17 protein-coding genes are annotated in these 19008 nt (G+C 71.1%); 10 read left to right on the forward strand and 7 right to left on the reverse strand.

Going from position 1 to position 19008, the window contains the following annotated elements; all coding sequences use genetic code 11:
* From ACIA6A_RS39490 to ACIA6A_RS39500, 3 genes are all read right to left on the reverse strand, one after another.
* Positions 1-398, reverse strand: a 398-nt coding sequence (locus ACIA6A_RS39490) for a sigma-70 family RNA polymerase sigma factor (RefSeq protein ID WP_396103258.1), incomplete at its 3' end; no start/stop codon positions are given.
* A gap of 143 nt (positions 399-541) precedes the next feature.
* On the reverse strand, positions 542-3148 hold the full coding sequence (locus tag ACIA6A_RS39495; RefSeq protein WP_396103259.1) for a putative bifunctional diguanylate cyclase/phosphodiesterase: 2607 nt from the start codon (positions 3146-3148) through the stop codon (positions 542-544).
* Between the two features lie 102 nt (positions 3149-3250).
* Positions 3251-4264 (reverse strand): medium chain dehydrogenase/reductase family protein, encoded by a 1014-nt coding sequence (locus tag ACIA6A_RS39500; protein WP_396103260.1) that lies wholly within the window; start codon positions 4262-4264, stop codon positions 3251-3253.
* Between the two features lie 148 nt (positions 4265-4412).
* On the opposite strand from ACIA6A_RS39500, the gene ppgK reads away from it, so the two are divergent.
* Both ppgK and ACIA6A_RS39510 read left to right on the forward strand, forming a co-directional pair.
* Positions 4413-5177, forward strand: coding sequence for a polyphosphate--glucose phosphotransferase (gene ppgK / locus ACIA6A_RS39505; RefSeq protein WP_396103261.1), 765 nt, complete (start codon positions 4413-4415; stop codon positions 5175-5177).
* A gap of 2 nt (positions 5178-5179) precedes the next feature.
* Positions 5180-5641 carry a PPOX class F420-dependent oxidoreductase gene (locus ACIA6A_RS39510; RefSeq protein ID WP_396103262.1) on the forward strand — a complete coding sequence of 154 codons (462 nt, stop codon included), beginning with the start codon at positions 5180-5182 and terminating at the stop codon, positions 5639-5641.
* Between the two features lie 48 nt (positions 5642-5689).
* Here the strand turns inward: ACIA6A_RS39510 and ACIA6A_RS39515 are convergent, their stop codons facing one another.
* On the reverse strand, positions 5690-6250 hold the full coding sequence (locus tag ACIA6A_RS39515; protein ID WP_396103263.1) for a hypothetical protein: 561 nt from the start codon (positions 6248-6250) through the stop codon (positions 5690-5692).
* 362 nt (positions 6251-6612) lie between these two features.
* Between ACIA6A_RS39515 and ACIA6A_RS39520 the strand changes: the two genes are divergently transcribed.
* The 6 genes from ACIA6A_RS39520 to ACIA6A_RS39545 all read left to right on the forward strand — a co-directional run bounded on the left by ACIA6A_RS39520 (position 6613) and on the right by ACIA6A_RS39545 (position 15444).
* Positions 6613-8580: a maltotransferase domain-containing protein gene (locus ACIA6A_RS39520; protein ID WP_396103264.1), complete on the forward strand. Its 1968-nt coding sequence runs from the start codon at positions 6613-6615 to the stop codon at positions 8578-8580.
* A gap of 49 nt (positions 8581-8629) precedes the next feature.
* Complete coding sequence (gene treS, locus ACIA6A_RS39525; RefSeq protein WP_396103265.1) at positions 8630-10405, forward strand: maltose alpha-D-glucosyltransferase; 1776 nt, start codon at positions 8630-8632, stop codon at positions 10403-10405.
* Positions 10402-11712, forward strand: coding sequence for a maltokinase (locus ACIA6A_RS39530; RefSeq protein WP_396103266.1), 1311 nt, complete (start codon positions 10402-10404; stop codon positions 11710-11712). The genes treS and ACIA6A_RS39530 overlap by 4 nt, the downstream gene beginning before the upstream one ends.
* A gap of 26 nt (positions 11713-11738) precedes the next feature.
* Positions 11739-13901: a 1,4-alpha-glucan branching protein GlgB gene (glgB, locus tag ACIA6A_RS39535; RefSeq protein ID WP_396103267.1), complete on the forward strand. Its 2163-nt coding sequence runs from the start codon at positions 11739-11741 to the stop codon at positions 13899-13901.
* A gap of 80 nt (positions 13902-13981) precedes the next feature.
* Positions 13982-14515, forward strand: coding sequence for a PadR family transcriptional regulator (locus ACIA6A_RS39540; protein ID WP_396103268.1), 534 nt, complete (start codon positions 13982-13984; stop codon positions 14513-14515).
* On the forward strand, positions 14512-15444 hold the full coding sequence (locus ACIA6A_RS39545; protein ID WP_396103269.1) for a hypothetical protein: 933 nt from the start codon (positions 14512-14514) through the stop codon (positions 15442-15444). Before ACIA6A_RS39540 ends, ACIA6A_RS39545 begins: the two co-directional genes overlap by 4 nt.
* On the opposite strand, the gene ACIA6A_RS39550 is transcribed toward ACIA6A_RS39545, so the two are convergent.
* On the reverse strand, positions 15398-16147 hold the full coding sequence (locus ACIA6A_RS39550) for a hypothetical protein (protein ID WP_396103270.1): 750 nt from the start codon (positions 16145-16147) through the stop codon (positions 15398-15400). The two genes, ACIA6A_RS39545 and ACIA6A_RS39550, sit on opposite strands and share 47 nt — an antisense overlap.
* 116 nt (positions 16148-16263) lie before the next feature.
* Between ACIA6A_RS39550 and ACIA6A_RS39555 the strand changes: the two genes are divergently transcribed.
* A complete protein-coding gene (locus tag ACIA6A_RS39555; RefSeq protein WP_396103271.1) occupies positions 16264-16680 on the forward strand; it encodes a VOC family protein in 417 nt (138 codons plus the stop codon).
* 204 nt (positions 16681-16884) lie between these two features.
* Here ACIA6A_RS39555 and ACIA6A_RS39560 read toward each other — a convergent pair whose 3' ends face one another.
* Positions 16885-17436 (reverse strand): GNAT family N-acetyltransferase, encoded by a 552-nt coding sequence (locus ACIA6A_RS39560; protein ID WP_396103272.1) that lies wholly within the window; start codon positions 17434-17436, stop codon positions 16885-16887.
* Positions 17437-17443: 7 nt separating this feature from the next.
* On the reverse strand, positions 17444-18163 hold the full coding sequence (locus ACIA6A_RS39565; protein ID WP_396103273.1) for a PP2C family protein-serine/threonine phosphatase: 720 nt from the start codon (positions 18161-18163) through the stop codon (positions 17444-17446).
* A gap of 64 nt (positions 18164-18227) precedes the next feature.
* On the opposite strand from ACIA6A_RS39565, the gene ACIA6A_RS39570 reads away from it, so the two are divergent.
* A partial coding sequence (locus ACIA6A_RS39570; protein WP_396103274.1) for an ATP-binding protein occupies positions 18228-19008 on the forward strand: 781 nt, incomplete at its 3' end.

The raw sequence follows: 19008 nt of genomic DNA on the forward strand, positions 1-19008 counted from the left end.
ATGGACCAGGTGCGGTCGCGGAAGTGGCGTTTGATCTCGCCGATGATGGTGGGGATGGCGTAGCCGGCGAAGTCGACGCCGCGGTCGGGGTCGAACTTGTCGACGGCTTTGATCAGGCCGACGGTGGCGGTCTGGAAGAGGTCGTCGGTGGGCTCGCCACGGCCGGAGTAGCGGTTGGCGAGGTGCCGGGCGAGCGGGATCCAGGCCTCGATCGCCCGGTCCCGCAGGCGTGCGCGGGAGGGGTGGCCGACCGGCATGGCGGCCATGGCGTTCAGGAGCGCGGCGGCGCTGTCCGAGGAGGCGTCCACGGCCCGGCGCGACGAGGCGGCACGGGCGGGAGCGGCGACGGCGGGAGCGGGAGCGGCGGCGGGGCCGGGTTTCAGGGTGGTCAGGGTCATCTGGGTGGGTCCTCCATCAGCGGGCAGAGAGCCGTGCCCGCACGCGGCGACCGTTCATGTCTCCCACGCTAGCCGCTAGGACTAGGCCTGACCAGCCGAAAGTATGAGTGAGGTTCCGGAACCACCCGCTGAGGTGCGTTCACTCATCCGGCGAAGGGGGCGGGGACGGCCGGGACGGCCGGGGCGGCGTCGCGGGCCAGGAGCCAGGCGGTCAGGTCGTCGGCGGGCAGCGGGCGGGACAGGTGGTAGCCCTGGACCACGTCGCAGCCCTCCTCCGCGAGGTAGGCGTACGTGTCCGGGTCCTCGACGCCTTCCGCCACGACGCGCAGGTCGAGGGCGTGGCCGAGCTGCACGGCCGAGCGGACGACGGCCTGGTCGCGCAGGTCCGCGGCGAGGCTGCGGACGAACGACTTGTCGATCTTGACTTCCTGGATGGGCAGTTCGCGCAGGCGCCCGAGCGAGGAGTACCCGGTGCCGAAGTCGTCGATCGAGAGTTCCACGCCGAGCGCGTGCAGGCGCTCGAGCGTGGCCATGCTGCCGGCCGGGTCGGCGAGGATCGTGCTCTCGGTGATCTCCAGGGTCAGCGCGTGGGCCGGGTTGCCGGTCTCGGCGAGCAGCCGGGCGACCACCTCGGTGAGGTCGGCGTCGAGCAGGCTGTTGGGCGACAGGTTGACCGCGACGTGCAGGTCGTAGCCCATCGCGGCCCACCCGGCCCGGCACCGCAGCGCGGTCTCGAGCACGAACAGGGTGAGTGGGCGGACCAGGCCGCTGTGCTCGGCGAGCGGGATGAACTCGTCCGGGGAGACCGGCCCGCGCAGCGGGTGTGACCAGCGGGCGAGCGCTTCCACCCCGACGACCCGGCCGGTACGGGGGTCGACCTTCGGCTGGTACGCCACCGCCAGTTCGCCGCGCTCGACGGCGACCCGCAGGTCGGCGATGACGGCAAGGCGCTGCGGGCTGCTGGCGTCCATGCCGGTGTTGTAGATGCGCAGGCCGCCGCTGTCCTTGGCCGCGTACATCGCGACGTCGGCGTGGCGTACCAGCGTCTTGGCGTCGTGTCCGTGCCGCGGGGAGACCGCGATGCCGATGCTGGCCTTGGCCGCGAGCGCCATCGGGCCGATCCGGATGGGCTGCTCGACCACCTCGGCGAGCGCGCGGGCGGCGACGATGGCGGTCTCGGGCGTGCCGTCGCTGGGCATCAGGACGGCGAACTCGTCGCCGCCGAAGCGGGCCACCCGGCCACGCTCGCCGACGTGGGCCCGGAGCCGTTCGCCGATCTCGCGCAGCAGCGCGTCGCCGGTCTCGTGACCCAGGGCGTCGTTGGTCTCCTTGAAGCGGTCGAGGTCGAGCAGCAGGACCGCGATCTCGGGGTGGTCCCCGTCGCGCAGGCCGGCGTCGACGAGCTCGTGGAAGTGCGCGCGGTTGGACAGCCCGGAGAGCGAGTCGTGCGAGGCCAGATACTCCTTCTCGGCGGCCTCGCGGCGGAGCCGGTCGACCAGCACGGCCCGGCCCAGCGCGGCACCGGCGTGGTTGGCGATCGTCTCGAACAGCCGCAGGCTCTTCTCGGTGAACCGGCCGACGTCCTCGAAACTCCCGCTGACCACGAGCGCCGCCGGCTGGTCACCGAACTGCACGGGTACGGCCATCGCGTCGTGCCCGGCGGCGGCCGCCCGCAGCACCGGCTCACCCACGAGCGCGGGCTGCAGCCACCGGTCGGCGGCCTCGTCGGCGACGTACGTCGTGACGGTCCCGTCCTGCCCGGTGAGCCGCAGGTGGCGCATGCCGGGTTCGCCCTCGCCGGCCGGCACGACCAGTTCCGCCTCGGCCGCCCGGATCACCTCCCGGGTGCGCTCCAGCACCACGGCGACCAGGTCGTCGATGTCGCGGGCACCGTCGAGGGCGCGGGTGAAGCCGTACATCTGCTCGATCTGGGAACTGCCGTTGTTGAGGGCCGCGTACGCGCGGTAGGCGAGCATCAGCACCACCGCGACGACGCCGACCAGCGCGAGCGCCCACCGGGCCTGCATGGCGGCCTGGAAGCTGATCAGGGCGACCGTGGTGGTGACCGTGACCATCCAGGAGAGGGCGAGCGCACTGGGCAGCTTGCGCCACTCCCCGGGCTCGTCGTGGGCCGCGATGACCGCGGTGAGCAGCACGGCCGCGACGACGTCGGAGGCGAGCATCGCCGCGTACGTGGCGATCCAGACGCGCGGCCCGGCGCCGGAGACGGTGGCGCCCAGCGCACCGGGCGCGATGAGGTGGAAGACGAGCACCGCCACGGCGGCCTGCAGGGCGACCAGGGCGGCGTTGAAGATCAGCTTGGGGCCCCGCTGGCGGCGGATGGCCATGAGGCTGGCCGTGCCGGCCACCGTCCGGACCAGGATCACCGTGACCGGGTCGAGCCCGAGCAGGCCGAACACCATCGGCAGCTCGGAGACGTTGATGCCGTGCGTGCCCCGGCGGACCCGGACGTGCACGACGAAACCCTCGGTGAGGAAGAACAGCAGGGCCAGGCCCGCGACCCACCAGAGGCCGCCGGGCAGGACCGGCGGGGCGAGTCCGTCGAGAGCGAAGGGTACGGTCACCGCGAGCGCCGCCACCGCCATGCCGACGGTCAGCAGGGTGACCATCGTGGCGGGCCGGGGGCCGCGGGGGCGCTCGGCTACCGCCATGACGCCCCGGCCCCGGGTACGCGCACAGCCGTCGCCACGGAGGCGGTGGCCGGTGGTACCCGCATCGGAGCTCCTCACGTGACGTCGTTGTACGGCGCCATCATCGGCTGTCCGGGGACCGCCTGAAGACAAATCGGGTTCCTACCCACCCGGCGGTGGCCCCTCTCACCGGAGCGCCGCTCAGGGGACCAGCACGACCTTGCCGGCGACCGTACGCGACTCGGCGAGACGCATCGCCTCGGCGGCGCTGGTCAGCGGCAGCTCGGCGGCGACCGTGGCGGTGACCTCGCCGGCCGCCATGGCGGTGAGCACCGCGGTCAGGTCGGCGTGCAGGCGGGCCCGGAACCGGTCCAGGCGGCGCACCCCGCCCCAGAAGTTGTAGAAGTACGCGCGGCGGCCGTTGGGGAGCAGGTGCCACGTCCACAGCCGGGCGAGGAGCTTGAGCATCGGGAGCTGCTTGCTGCCGGTGTCGTCGCGGGTCGAGGCGGAGCCGTAGGACACGAGCGTCCCGCCCTTGCGCAGCAGCTGCCAGGACCCGGTCAGCCCGGGGCCGCCGACGTGGTCGAAGACCGCGTCGACCCCGTCCGGAGCCACGGCGCGGACCTGGGCGCTCACGTCGCCGCGGTAGTCGACCGGGACGACCCCGGCGGCCCGCAGCGCGTCGTGGTGGCGGGGCGCGGCGCTGCCGATCACGGTGGCGCCGGCGAGCCGGGCGAGCTGGGTGAGGATCGAGCCGACCCCGCCGTTGGCGCCGAGCACGAGCACGGTCTGGCCGCTGCGGACCCGGGCCAGGCGGTGCAGCATCTGCCATGCGGTGATGCCGTTGACGACCACGGTCTCGGCCTGCACGGCGCTCACGCCGTCCGGCACCGGCACGAGGTCACCGGTGTCGAGCACGGCGTGGCTACTCCAGCCACCGATCTTGGTGACGGCGGCGACCCGGGTGCCGCGCAGCGCCGGGTCCACCCCGGTGCCGGTCCCGGTCACCGTGCCGACCAGGTCGTAGCCGGGGACGAACGGATACGCCGGCTGGTCGTAGTAGCGGCCGCGGCGCATCTGCTGCTCGGCGAAGGACACCCCGGTCGCCTCGACGCGCACCAGCGCCTGCCCGGGACCCGGGGAGGGCATCGGGCGGTGGTGGACCCGCAGGTCCTCGGGCTCGACGACGCCGGGGAGAACGATCTCAGTCAACATAGCAGTGCTCCTTGTTGTTAGAAGTTCTAACGCAAGTATGCACTGCTCTCGTGGGGCACCGCAAGGGGTCACTCACGTGGTGGCACGATTCGGGTCCGGGTGTGTGTGGGTAAACAGAGCCGAAACACATCGGAGACGGAGAACACGAATGGCCATCCTCGGCATCGACATCGGTGGGTCCGGAGTAAAGGGCGCCCCGGTCGACACGGAGCGCGGCGAGCTGCTCGGGGAGCGGTTCCGCGTGCCGACCCCGCAACCGTCCGACGTCACAGGCGTGGTCGAGGCGGTCACGCAGGTCGCCGCCCACTTCGACGGCTACGACCGGGTCGGCGTGACGTTCCCCGGCGTGGTGGTCGACGGGGTGACCCGGACCGCCGCGAACGTGGACAAGTCCTGGATCGACGCGCCCGCCGCGCGACTGTTCACCGAGCGGCTCGGCAAGCCGGTGTCGGTGCTCAACGACGCCGACGCGGCCGGGGTCGCCGAGATCGCGTTCGGCGGGCACGACCAGCGCGGGCTGACCATGATGCTGACGTTCGGCACCGGCATCGGCAGCGCGCTGTTCCTCGACGGGACACTGATCCCCAACACCGAGTTCGGCCACCTGGAGCTCGACGGCAAGGACGCCGAGCTGCGCGCCTCCGACCGGGCCCGCGAGCAGGACGACCTGAGCTGGGAGAAGTGGGCCGGCCGGGTGCAGGACTACCTGCGGCACGTGGAGATGCTGCTGTCGCCGCGACTGTTCATCGTCGGCGGCGGGGTCAGCAAGAAGGCCGAGAAGTGGCTGCCGCTGATCGAGGTGCGCACCCCGATCGTCACGGCGAAGCTGCTCAACAACGCCGGCATCGTCGGGGCCGCGGTCATCGCCGGGCAGCCGTCGATCGCGCCCGAGACCACGCCGCGGGGGGCCTGAGCATGGCCCGCACCGTCGCCACCAACACCAAGGTCGGCCGCGAGGAGCTGCTGGAATTCCTCCGGCCCCGGCACCACGCGATCCTGATGACGGTCCGCAAGGACGGCCGGCCCCAGTCGTCGCCGAACACCTGCGGGGTCGACGCCGAGGGACGGATCGTCATCTCGACGTACCCGGAGCGGGCGAAGGTGGCCAACCTGCGCCGCGACCCACGGGTCAGCGTCTGCGTGCTGTCCGACGAGTTCGGCGGCGCGTGGGTCCAGGTCGACGGCGTCGCCGAGGTGCTGGACCTCCCGGAGTCCGTCGAGCCGCTGGTGGAGTACTTCCGCGTCATCGCGGGCGAGCACTCCGACTGGGACGAGTACCGCCAGGCGATGCGGGACCAGGGCAAATCGCTCATCCGGATCACGATCGAGTCCTGGGGCCCGATCGCGACCGGCGGCTTCCCGGCCCGCCTGGCCTGAACGGGACCGCCCGGCCTGAACGGGACCGCCCGGCCTGAGGGGTGACGCTCAGGCGTTGACGCTCGGCAGCAGGTACAACAGGTCGTCGCGGTGCAGCTCGGCCACCGGCTCCAGCAGGTCCGGGTGGCGCAGCAGGATCGCGGCGGCGCTGTCGCGCGGGTCGGGCGCGGTCAGGCGGCGGAACTCGGCCGGGAGGTCGCTCACCCGGCGCGGGCGCGGCTTGTCGTTGGCCTTCAGGGGCACGGCCGCCGCGACCGCGTCGACCGCCTTGGCCGACAGCAGCGGGTCCGCGAGCAGGCAGGCGGCCCAGCTGACCACGACCTCGTCGACCCAGGTGCGCCAGCCCTCGCCCTCGGCCATCTCGTCGTCGGGCTCGCTGCCGATGCGCCAGTCCAGCGCCGCCGAGCCGCCCGGGCCGGCCATCGCGACGAGCTCCGCGTCGACCGGCGTGGGGTACCGCAACCAGGCCGCGACGATGACCGACTGCCGGGCCTGCAGCTCGTTGAGCGTGGCGGCGGCCTGGTCGGTGCCGGTGGCCGGGTAGGCGCGGACGAGCCAGTGCGTGCTCGCGGCGATGACCGGTGACAACGCGGTGGACGGACCGGCCATGTATTCCCCCAGGCGAACGTGCGCCGCCCCGGCTGGGGTGCGTCACAGCGCCCATTCGGTGCACCGGGGCCCAGGTTGAGCAGCCTCCCCCGATGGCAACTCGCGGCAACCGACGGGCAACGGTGCGCAGTGGCTCGTGATGCCGGGCCGGCACCCGTGTGGCACCGCCCGGAATCGACCGCGTTCGCGGGCAGTACAGGGCGCGCCTCGACGTTTTCGCGTAACCGACTTCCGGTAGGTTGTCGGGCACCGGGTGCCCGGCCGTTTGCGGTTCCTCCAATACGGAGAAACTGACTTGGACAGCTGCTGCATTTCGCCCGTCGCCGAGCCCGCTCCCGCGCATCCTGATTACGGTGGAGATCATGACCGGTCGCTTTCCCATCGAAGACGTCACGCCGTCCGTGTCCTGCGGCCGCTACCCCGCGAAGGCGGTGGTCGGCGAGCTCGTGCCGGTCTCCGCCGTGTCCTACCGCGAAGGCCACCACGCCCTGGGCGTCAACGTGGTCTGGCGTGGACCCCACGGGGAGTCCGAGCCCTTCACCCGCCTCGAGCCCGGTGAGCCCGGCCTCGACCAGTGGCACGGCGTGATCAAGCCGGACCAGGTCGGGCGCTGGACGTTCACCATCGAGGCGTTCGACGACCCCTACCAGACCTGGCGCAACGCGGTCACCAAGAAGATCGGTGCCGGCCAGGGCCTCGAGGACCTCGCCAACGACCTGGCCGAGGGCGCCGAGCTGCTCGACCTCGCCACCAAGGTGGTGCCGCACGACGAGGAGGAGCGGGTCCGTGACGCGGCCGCCGCGCTGCGCGACGAGGACCGCTCCCTGTTCACCCGGGTCTCCCCCGCGCTCGCGCTCGAGGACCTGCTGTGGGACCACCCGGTGCGCCAGCTCGTCACCACCACCCGGTCGTACGTGATCTGGGTCGATCGCCAGCGCGCGCTCTTCTCCTCGTGGTACGAGTTCTTCCCGCGCTCCGAGGGTGCCGAGATCGGGCCCGAGTCGGTGCCGGTCAGGCACGGCACGTTCGCGACCGCCGCCCAGCGGATCCCGGCCGTCGCGGCCATGGGCTTCGACGTGCTCTACCTCCCGCCGATCCACCCGATCGGCCGGGAGAACCGCAAGGGCCGCAACAACACGCTCGTCGCCCGGCCCGAGGACGTCGGCTCGCCGTGGGCGATCGGCGCGGCGGAGGGCGGCCACGACGCGATCCACCCGGAGCTGGGCACGCTCGAGGACTTCCGGGCGTTCATCGCGACCGCGCACGACAACGGCCTCGAGATCGCGATGGACCTCGCGCTGCAGGCGGCACCGGACCACCCGTGGGTCGCGGCCCACCCGGAATGGTTCACCACGCGCGCCGACGGCACCATCGCGTACGCCGAGAACCCGCCCAAGAAGTACCAGGACATCTATCCGCTGAACTGGGACAACGACCCCAAGGGCCTGCGCGAGGAAGTGCTGCGCGTGGTCCTGCACTGGGTCGACCAGGGCGTGAAGATCTTCCGGGTGGACAACCCGCACACCAAGGCGCTGAGCTTCTGGCAGTGGTGCATCGCCAAGGTCAAGGCGTACGACCCGGACGTGCTGTTCCTGGCCGAGGCGTTCACCCGCCCGGCGATGATGAACGGGCTCGGCCGGATCGGCTTCACCCAGTCGTACACGTACTTCACCTGGCGCACCACGGCCTGGGAGATGCGCGAGTACGTCACCCAGCTCAAGGCGTCCATCGACTGGATGCGGCCGAACTTCTGGCCCAACACCCCGGACATCCTGCACGAGTCGCTGCAGCACGGCGGCCCGCCGATGTTCAAGATCCGGATGGTGCTGGCGAGCATGCTTTCGCCCTCGTGGGGCATGTACTCCGGGCTCGAGCTGTTCGAGCACGTCGCCCGCCCGGGCGCCGAGGAGTACATCGACAACGAGAAGTTCGAACTCAAGCCGCGTGACTGGGCCGCCGCCGAGAAGGCCGGCCGGTCGCTGGCTCCGTACGTGACGCTGTTGAACCGGGTCCGGCGGGAGAACCCGGCGCTGCAGTGGCTGCGCAACACCGAGTTCCACGAGATCGACAACGCCGAGCTGCTGTGCTGGTCGAAGCGCGACCCCGAGACGGGCAACACCGTCCTGGTGATCTGCTCCTTCGACTCGCAGAACGTGCAGTGGGGCAACACCGCCATCGACATGCCGGCCCTCGGCATGGACTGGCACGAGCGCTTCGACGTGGTCGACCAGATCACCGGGGCCTCGTACGAGTGGGGGCAGCACAACGCCGTCCGGATCGACCCGTTCGTCGAGCCGGCGCACGTGTTCGTGGTACGTCCGCGCCGTTGACGGCGCGTATGCGATTCAGTTCCTGCGGGGTGGGGTAGGTGAACGTCTGATGGACCTTACGAGCGAACTCGACGAGAGTGTCGAGCACGATCCCGCTGAGGGCAGCCATGTCGAGGCCGGGGTGGTCGAACACCCCAACGTCGACGATTTCGAGCATGCCCGTACGCTGCCCGCCGACCGCACGTGGTTCAAGCGCGCGGTTTTCTACGAAGTACTGGTACGAGCGTTCTACGACTCCAGCTCCGACGGGTCCGGTGACCTGCGCGGGCTGATCGAGCGTCTCGACTACCTGCAGTGGCTCGGCGTCGACTGCCTCTGGCTGCCGCCGTTCTACGACTCGCCGCTGCGCGACGGCGGTTACGACATCCGGGACTTCTACCGGGTGCTGCCGGAGTTCGGCACGGTCGACGACTTCGTGGCGCTGCTCGACGCGGCCCACAAGCGCGGCATCCGGGTCATCACCGACCTGGTCATGAACCACACGTCCGACTCGCACTCGTGGTTCCAGGAGTCGCGCCGCGACCCCGAGGGCCCGTACGGCGATTACTACGTATGGAGCGACACCAGCGAGCAGTACGCGGACGCCCGGGTGATCTTCGTCGACACCGAGGAATCCAACTGGACGTTCGACCCGGTACGCCGGCAGTTCTACTGGCACCGGTTCTTCAGCCACCAGCCGGACCTGAACTACGACAACCCGGCCGTACAGGAAGCCATGATCGACGTCCTGCGCTTCTGGCTGGGGCTCGGCATCGACGGTTTCCGGCTGGACGCGGTGCCCTACCTGTTCGAGCGCGAGGGCACCAACTGCGAGAACCTGCCCGAGACGCACGAGTTCCTCAAGCACTGCCGCAAGGTGATCGACGACGAGTTCCCGGGCCGGGTGCTGCTCGCCGAGGCCAACCAGTGGCCGGCCGACGTGGTCGAGTACTTCGGGGACCCGGACGCGGGCGGCGACGAGTGCCACATGGCGTTCCACTTCCCGCTGATGCCGCGCATCTTCATGGCGGTCCGGCGCGAGTCGCGCTTCCCCATCTCCGAGATCCTGGCCCAGACGCCGGCCATCCCGGACATGGCCCAGTGGGGCATCTTCCTGCGCAACCACGACGAGCTGACGCTCGAGATGGTGACCGACGAAGAGCGCGACTACATGTACTCCGAGTACGCCAAGGACCCGCGGATGAAGGCGAACGTCGGTATCCGCCGCCGGCTCGCCCCGCTGCTGGAGAACGACCGCAACCAGATCGAGCTGTTCACCGCCCTGCTGCTGTCGCTGCCCGGCTCGCCGGTGCTGTACTACGGCGACGAGATCGGCATGGGTGACAACATCTGGCTCGGTGACCGCGACGGTGTACGCACCCCGATGCAGTGGACGCCGGACCGCAACGCCGGCTTCTCCACCGCCCACCCGGGACGGCTCTACCTGCCGGCCAACCAGGACCCGGTGTACGGATACCAGTCGGTGAACGTCGAGGCCCAGCGCGACAGCTCCACGTCGCTGCTCAACTGGACCCGCACGATGCTGGCCGTCCGCCGCCGGCACGACGCGTTCGCCACCGGCACGTTCCGGGAGCTCGGCGGGTCCAACCCGTCGGTGCTCGCCTACCTGCGCGAGGACGGGGACGACGTGGTGCTCTGCGTCAACAACCTCTCGCGCTTCCCCCAGCCCATCGAGCTGAACCTGCAGCACTGGAACGGTTACACCCCGGTCGAGCTGACCGGCCACGTGAACTTCCCGCGCATCGGCCAGCTGCCGTATCTGCTGACCCTGCCGGGGCACGGGTTCTACTGGTTCCAGCTCTGCGGGTCCGAGGAGAAGCAATGACGCTGCCCTTCGCCGAATGGCTCCCCCAGCAACGCTGGTACGCGGGCCGCAGCCGGACCCTGGACTCCGCCACGCCATCCTCGTGCGTCTCGTTGCGCGACGACCTGGACCTCGTCCTGGTGGACGCGGCGTACACCGACGGCAGCACCGAGCGTTACCAGGTGCTGGTGGCGTGGAACGACGGCCCGATCTCCGAGTACAGCACCGTCGCCACCATCGGTATGGACGACGACCGCACCGGTTATGACGCGCTCTACGACGTCGAGAAGACTCGCGAGCTGCTCGCCATGGTCGACACGTCGGCGACCGCCGGGACCGTGGTGTTCACCAAGGAGCCCGGTGCCGAGCTCCCGCTGGACTCCGCGCCCCGGGTGTTCGACTCCGAACAGAGCAACACCAGTGTGATCTTCGAGCAGGACGCGATCCTCAAGGTGTTCCGCCGGGTCGAGGCCGGGATCAACCCCGACATCGAGCTCAACCGGGTGCTCGCCCGGGCCGGCAACCCGCACGTGGCCCGCCTGCTCGGCTCGTTCGAGGTGACCACCGACGACGGCCCGTGCCCGCTGGGCATGGTCACCGCGTACGCGGCCAACTCCGCCGAGGGCTGGGCGATGGCCACCGCCAGCGCCCGGGACCTGTTCGCCGACGCCGAACTGCGCGCCGACGAGGTGGGCGGGGACTTCGCCGGCGAGTCGTACCGTCTCGGTGAGGCCGTCGCGTCCGTGCACCGCACCCTCGCCGAGGAGCTGGGCAGCGGCCCGGCGCCGTTCCCGGTCGACGCGGTGGTGGCCCGGCTGAACGCGGCCGTCGCCACGGTGCCGGAGCTCGCCGAGTACGTCGCGGTCATCGAGGAACGGTTCCGCAAGCTCACCGGTGAGCTGGTCACCGTCCAGCGGGTGCATGGCGACCTGCACCTCGGCCAGGTCCTGCGGGTCCCCGAGGCGTGGCTGCTCATCGACTTCGAGGGTGAGCCGGGTCAGCCCCTGGAGGAGCGCCGGGTGCCGGATTCACCGCTGCGCGACATCGCCGGTGTGCTGCGCAGCTACGAGTACGCGGCGTACCAGCTGCTCGTCGACCAGGACGACGACGAACACCTGGCCGCCCGGGCCCGCGAGTGGGTCGACCGCAACCGCGCCGCGTTCTGCGACGGGTACGCGGCCGCGTCGGGCACCGATCCGCGCGACCACTCCGCGCTGCTGGCGGCGTACGAACTGGACAAGGCGGTGTACGAGGCCGCGTACGAAGCCCGGCACCGGCCCGGCTGGCTGCGGATCCCCCTGCGGTCCATCGCCCGCCTGGCCGGCTGACTTCCCATCCCCCGGAGGAACCACAGATGATCGGACACCAAAAGTCCACCCCGTCACTGGCCGGGGACCAGCGACAGCTCACCGCTGTCATCTCGGGCGACACCCATGACCCGCACGCGCTGCTCGGCGCGCACCCGACCGGCAACGACACCACCGTCATCCGCACGATGCGCAAGGGTGCCTCGAAGGTCGCCGTCGTCGCGGACGGCTCCCGCCACGAGCTGACTCAGGTGCACCCCGACGGCGTCTTCGCCGCCGAGCTGCCCGGCACCGTGCTCGACTACCGCGTCGACGTGGACGGCATCGAGCTCGACGACCCGTACCGGCACCTGCCCTCGCTCGGCGAGCTCGACCTGCACCTCATCGGTGAGGGCCGGCACGAGAAGCTGTGGACCGTGCTCGGCGCGCACCCGCGCGGCACCGGCGTCGCGTTCGCCGTCTGGGCGCCCGCCGCCCGCGGTGTGCAGGTCATCGGCGACTTCACCGGCTGGGGCCCGTTCGACGGCTGGCCGATGCGCTCGCTCGGCAGCACCGGCGTCTGGGAGCTGTTCATCCCGGACGCGGCCGCCGGCGCCAAGTACAAGTTCAAGATCCTCGGCCGCGACGGCGTGTGGCGCGAGAAGGCCGACCCGATGGCCCAGCACACCGAGGTGCCGCCGGCCACGGCGTCGGTCGTCTACGAGTCCTCGTACGCATGGCAGGACGCCGAGTGGATGACGGAACGCGCCGGGAAGGTCTGGCATCAGGAGCCGACCAGCGCGTACGAGGTGCACCTCGGTTCCTGGCGTCCGGGTCTGTCCTACGTCGAGCTCGCCGAGCAGCTCGTCGACTACGTGGTCGAGACCGGCTTCACGCACGTCGAGCTGATGCCCGTCATGGAGCACCCGTTCGGCGGCTCGTGGGGCTACCAGGTCACCGGCTACTACGCACCGACCTCGCGGTTCGGCAGCCCCGACGAGTTCCGTTACCTCGTCGACAAGCTGCACCAGGCCGGCATCGGCGTGATCCTGGACTGGGTCCCGGCGCACTTCCCCAAGGACGAGTGGGCCCTGGCCCGCTTCGACGGCACCCCGCTGTACGAGCACGGTGACTGGCGCCGCGGCGAACAGCCCGACTGGGGCACGCTGGTCTTCGACTTCGGCCGTAAGGAGGTCCGCAACTTCCTGGTGGCCAACGCGCTGTACTGGTGCGAGGAGTTCCACGCGGACGGCCTGCGGGTCGACGCGGTCGCCTCGATGCTCTACCTGGACTACTCGCGCAAGGAAGGCGAGTGGGTCCCCAACATGTACGGCGGCCGGGAGAACCTGGAGGCGATCAGCTTCCTGCAGGAGATGAACGCGACCGTCTACAAGAACAACCCCGGCGTGGTCACCATCGCCGAGGAGTCGACGGCGTGGCCGGGCGTCACGCGCCCCACCCACCTGGGCGGCCTGGGCTTCGGCTTCAAGTGGAACATGGGCTGGATGAACGACACCCTCTCCTACATGGAGAAGGAGCCCATCTACCGGTCGTGGCACCACCACCAGATGACCTTCGCCACGGTCTACTCCTGGAGCGAGAACTACATCCTGCCGATCAGCCACGACGAGGTCGTGCACGGCAAGGGATCGCTGACCGGCAAGATGCCCGGCGACCAGTGGCAGAAGCTGGCCAACACCCGCGCGCTGCTCGGCTTCATGTGGGCGTTCACCGGCAAGCAGCTCATCTTCATGGGCGCCGAGATGGGCGACGAGCGGGAGTGGAGCGAGGAGCGCGGCCTCGACTGGAACCTGATCGCCGACGAATACCGCGGTGGCGGCGTCAAGCGCCTCGTCACGGACCTGAACCGGGTCTACCGCGAGACCCCGGCACTGTGGACGCAGGACACGTCGCCGAGCGGTTTCCGCTGGATCACCTCGGAGGACTCGCAGCACAACACGTTCTCGTTCCTGCGCTTCGCCCCCAACGGCGACGCGTTCGCCTGCGTGGTCAACTTCTCGGCGGTCCCGCACGAGGGTTACCGCATCGGCCTGTCCCGCGCGGGCCTGTGGCGCGAGGTGGTCAACACCGACAGCACGCTGTACGGCGGTTCCGGCGTCGGCAACCTCGGCGAGGTCCACGCGGAGGAGATCCCGTGGCACGGCCTCAACGCCTCGGCCGCGCTGCGGATCCCGCCCCTCGGCGCGGTCTGGCTGCGCTACGAGGGCTGAACCACTTCATCGGGCGCCCCCTTCGGGGGGCGCCCCTTTTTGCCGTTGCAGTTAGACGTATACGCCTATAGCCTCGTCGGGTGCCTCTGGACGCGTCCAAGAACAGTCTGGTCCTGCCGCTGCTCGGGCTCCTCGTCGAGCAACCGGCCCACGCCTACGACCTCACCACCCGCCTCTGCGGGCGCTATGCGCACCTCACCGCCACCCGCAGCTCGGTCACCACGCTGCTCAAGGCGATGGAGAAGACCGGCACGATCACGCCACGAGCGGCGGAACGGGTCGGGAACCGGCCACCCCGGACCACGTACGAGCTGACCCCGGCCGGCCTCGCGGACTTCCGCCACCGCGTCGAGGCCGGCCTGCGCGCGGCCCCGGTCGCCTCGATCGACTTCGTGCTGGCCATCTCGTACACGGCGATCCTCACAGCCGACCGCGCCGCCACCCTGCTCGAGGCCCGCGCCACCGGCCTGACCGAGGTGCCCACCACCGGAGCCCCCGAGATCCACATGCTGGAGGCGGGCTACTGGAACGCGATCATCGCCGCCGAACGGGCCTGGATCACCGGCATCGCCGGCCGGATCCGCACCCACGACCTCACCTGGGGACCGTCATGAGATTCGGCATCTACCTCGGCGGCCGGGTCGGCGCCCTGTGCTCCCGCCCCGACGACCCCGGCGCGGTCGCCCTCCTGATCGACGACCTCGCCGACGGCCGGCCGTTCGTGGTCCGCGAATACCTCCACTTCACCGGCGGCACGGGTCCGGGTCCGCTCACCATGCCGGACGACTGGTATCTCCAGAACGGCCGGGAACTCGACCTCGTGCTCAGCTACATCCCCGCGCACGAGGACATACCGGGGTGGCTGGCGTTCATCGACGCGGTGCTCGACCGCTACGGCCACCTGATCCGATACCTGCAGGTGACACTGGAACCCAATTTCCCCCTCCCCGGGATCGACGGCAGCTCCCCCGGCGTCCTCGCCGCCCTGACCCGCGGACTGCCGCATGCCCGGGCCGCCGCCGATCCGCGGATCCGGGTCGGTTTCTCCGTCGCCGAACCCGCCGGGTGGCTGGGCGGCGACGACGCGTTCTGGCAGCACCTGGCCGCGGCCCCCGGGTTCGCGGCCGCCGTCGACTACGTCGGGCTCGCTGTCTATCCGGACGCGTTCTCCCCCGTCCCGCCCGGCGCGGTCGGCCCGCTCACCGCCCACGCGCTGCGGCACCTGCGGACGACGTCGCTGCCGATCGCGCACATCACGCCCACCACGCCGATCCACATCGTCGAGAACGGCTCCCCCGGCACCGGCGAGGCCCCGTGCGTGTCCCTGACCACGATGATCACCACGATCCTGGACCACGCGGCCGAGCTGAACATCACCCACTACGAACTCTTCGCGCTGCGCGACGCGGACAGCGCCTCGCCCGAGCCCACCGGCACCTTCGGCCTGGTCACCGACACCTACACGGCCAAGCCGGCCCTTGCCGCCTACCGCGACGCTATCCGTCGGGCATCGGCACCCAACGGTCACCCAGCAGCCAGTTGAGGCCCAGCACCAGCACCGAGACGACGAACGACGCGGCCAGCGCGGTGCCGAAGCCGAGCAGACCACGGTCCCGCTTGGCCGGCTCCGGGGCCGCCGGTCGCGGGTCCGGCGCCCACGGGCGGTCCCGCCAGAGCCAGAAGAGCATCCCCAACCCGAACGACGGCCCGATGATCAGCCAGAACCAGTACCACCGGGTGCCGAGCACCGGAGCCGGCCCGGCGACGAGGAACCCCAGCGCGAGCACCAGCAGTGCGCTGCCGGCGACACCGGCCCAGGTCCCCGGCGCCGTACCGATGTCGCCCTCCTCGATGCCGGCCGCCCGCAGATCGCGCGCCAGCGCGGCCGCCGCCGGCCCGGAGTAGCTCTGCTCATCGGTGGTCCCCACGGCGGTGACCCGGTCGAACCTGCCGGTGTCGGCCCAGCGGATCCGGCCGTCGCCGGTGTGCCACACGAACAGCGGCCCGGTCAGGCCGGACGACTCCAGATCGACCGGCTCGAACCACCGCCCGGCGCCGCCGTCGTGCCACGAGTCACCCCACCGGTAGCCGATCACCCCGTGCGCCGCCACATCGGCGACGGCCTGCTCATACGTCGCTTCCCTCGGCATCGTCCACCACGCCGCACCGGCCGCGACCAGCCAGGTGACGGCGAGAGCGACCCGCAGGGCACCCCACACGCCACGCACCACCACGCTGCTCACCATGGTCGACAGCCTGGCACACCGGGTCCCCCGGTCCGGTGGTTGTCCACAGGGCGCCTTCGCGGTCCCACCTGCGGGGCTATGGTGCCGGAAGTCCCGTAACGGCAAAGGAGCCGGCCATGGCCTCACGACTCAATCCCTACATCGCGTTCGCCGACGGAAACGCCCGTACCGCGATGGAGTTCTACCACTCGATCCTCGGCGGCAAGCTCGACGTGAACACGTTCGGCCAGTTCGGCGCGCCCGACCCGGCGCTCGCCGACAAGGTCATGCACGCCCAGCTGGAGACCGGCCACGGCTTCACGCTCATGGGCGCCGACACCCCGCCCGGCATGGAACACGTCCCGGGCAACACCATCGCGGTCAGCCTCAGCGGCGACGACGCGGACGACCTGCGCGGCTGGTGGGAGAAGCTCGCCGAGGGCGGCACGGTCACCCTGCCGCTCGAGAAGCAGATGTGGGGCGACGAGTTCGGCACCCTCAAGGACAAGTTCGGTATCGAGTGGATGGTCAACATCGTGACGCCCCGGTCCTGACGGCTACCGTGCACCCGCTTCGAGCGGGAGTCCAGGCAGGCCGGGTTGCTCGCGGAGCAGGACGCGGCGAGGCGGCGCTGGGCTGTCGGGTCGCCGGGCGCGCCACGGTTTCGTGCCGGCCGGCCCGGTCGAGTTCAACGGCCGGCCGGGACGGCGGCACACCCGCGACCTCTCGCCGGCCTGATCACCGCCGACCGGCCAGGCTCAGCGCGGGACCGGCGGCGAGCTCGGCCAGTCGTCGGCGAGGAGGCCGAAGAGGAGGTCGTCGGTCCATTCGTTCTTGATCCAGGTGTGCTGCCGGCGCAGGCCCTCGCGGGTGAAGCCGAGCTTGTCGAGCAGGCGGGCCGAGCGGGTGTTGCGGGCGTCGCACTCGGCCGAGACGCGGTGCAGGCCCTGGACCGTGAAGAGGTGGCCGAGGATCGCGTGGACCGCCTCCGTCGCGTATCCCTTGCCCTGCAGGGCCGGGGCGAGGGTGTAGCCGATCTCGGCCTGCCGGAGGTTGTCGGCGAGGTTGACGCCGACGTCGCCGATGAGGGTCTTCGACGCGGCCAGCTCCACCGCCCACTGGAACCAGCCCGGCATGCCCGGGTCCGCCGCGATCATGGTCTGGACCGAGTACCGGGCCTTGTCCAGCGAGTACGGAGCCGCCCAGGACTGGTAGCGGGCCACGTCCGGGTCCGACCGGTAGGCCGAGAGCGGCGCCACGTCGTCCATCCGGAAGCGGCGCAGCACGAGCCGTTCGGTTTCGATGACCACGCGGGGCCTATTCCTCGACCACGTCGACGACGATCACGGTGACGTTGTCCGGCGCTCCCGCCTCGAGGGTGCGGGCGATCAGCTCGGTGGCGCAGACCTGGCGGTCGGCGAAGGAACGCAGCGTCGCCGCGATCACCTCGTCGTCGACGTAGTCGCTGAGGCCGTCGCTGCAGAGCAGGAACCGGTCGCCGGCCTGCACCGGCACCATCCGCCCGGCCGGGCGGAACGGGCCGCCCTGCACGGCCTGGGTGACCAGGGCCCGCTGCGGGTGGCGGCGGGCGTCCTCCGGGGCGAGCACCCCCTGGTCGACGAGGGCCTGGACGTACGTGTCGTCCTTGGTGATCTGGGTGAGGACGCCCTCGCGGACGAGGTAGCAGCGGGAGTCGCCGACGTTGAGGGCGGCGGCCCGGTCGCCGGCCAGCATCAGCGCGGTCACCGTGGTGCCCATGCCGTCGCGGGCGTCGTCGTCCTTGACCGCGGCCTGGATGCGTTCGTTGGCGGTGCCCAGCGCCGCGATCAGGTCCTGCAACGGCTCGCCGGTGTCCGGCAGGTCGTCCACGACGGAGACGGCGTTCACCAGGATCTCGCTGGCGAGCTCCCCCGCGGGGAGTCCACCCATGCCGTCCGCCACGACGAGGAGCCGGGAGCCCACGAAGACGGCGTCCTCGTTGTTGGAGCGGACCAGGCCCTGATCGGAGGCGGCGACAGCACGCAGCACGAAGCTCATGTCACCAGCCTGCCAAAGGGCGGAAGTCGTGTCTGTAGTACCTACTACGTAGCATTGAGAGGTGATGCCTGCACCGATGGTGGGTCGCTCGGAGGCGATCGAGGAGCTGCGGCACGCCTGGGAGCGGGCGCGCGGCCGGGGCCGCTGCGTCCCCGCCGTGATCACCGGGTTGCCCGGCACCGGCAAGAGCACCCTGGCGGCCGCGGCCGTACAGGTCACGATGCCCGAGGTGATGCTCTTCGGGTCGGCTCGGCTGCATTCTCCCGCTCCCTATGACTGGTTGGCCGCTGTCCTGGCCGGTATGGGGCCACGTCCGGAGCTTCCCGTGCCGCCGCAGGCGCTGGCGTGGCTCGCCCAGGATCCGGATGTCCCCCGGGAGCGTTACACGCCGGACGCGCTGCTGCGCCTCGCCGTCACCACGGTTCGTACGCTTGTGGGCGGCCGTCCGAGCGTACTCATGGTCGAGGATCTTCATGCGCTCGACCCGGCCAGTCTGAGTCTGATCGCGGAGCTGGCGGGCGCGGAGCTGCCCGCGCTGCTGCTCGTCACGTCCCGGCCGGCGGACGAAGCGGTCAATCCCGCCCTCACCGTGCGCACTCTCGAGCGTCTCGCGGGGGCGCCCGGCGCCGTGCGACGCCATCTGGGCGCGCTCACCGCCGGGCAGGTGGGTCAAGTTCTCCAGCAGGTGTACGCGCAGAGCGCCCCGCCCCCGGAAGTGACCGAGGCGGCGTGGCGGCACACGGGCGGAAACCCTTACCGGCTCACGGAACTGCTCGCCGAGGCCGGTGGCCCGGAAGGGCTGGGCGCGGTGCTCCCGGTGCCCGTTGCTCGCCGGGCCGGGCTGA

The sequence above is a fragment of the Actinoplanes sp. NPDC051494 genome (assembly GCF_044454705.1).
In the GTDB taxonomy this organism is placed as follows: domain Bacteria; phylum Actinomycetota; class Actinomycetes; order Mycobacteriales; family Micromonosporaceae; genus Actinoplanes.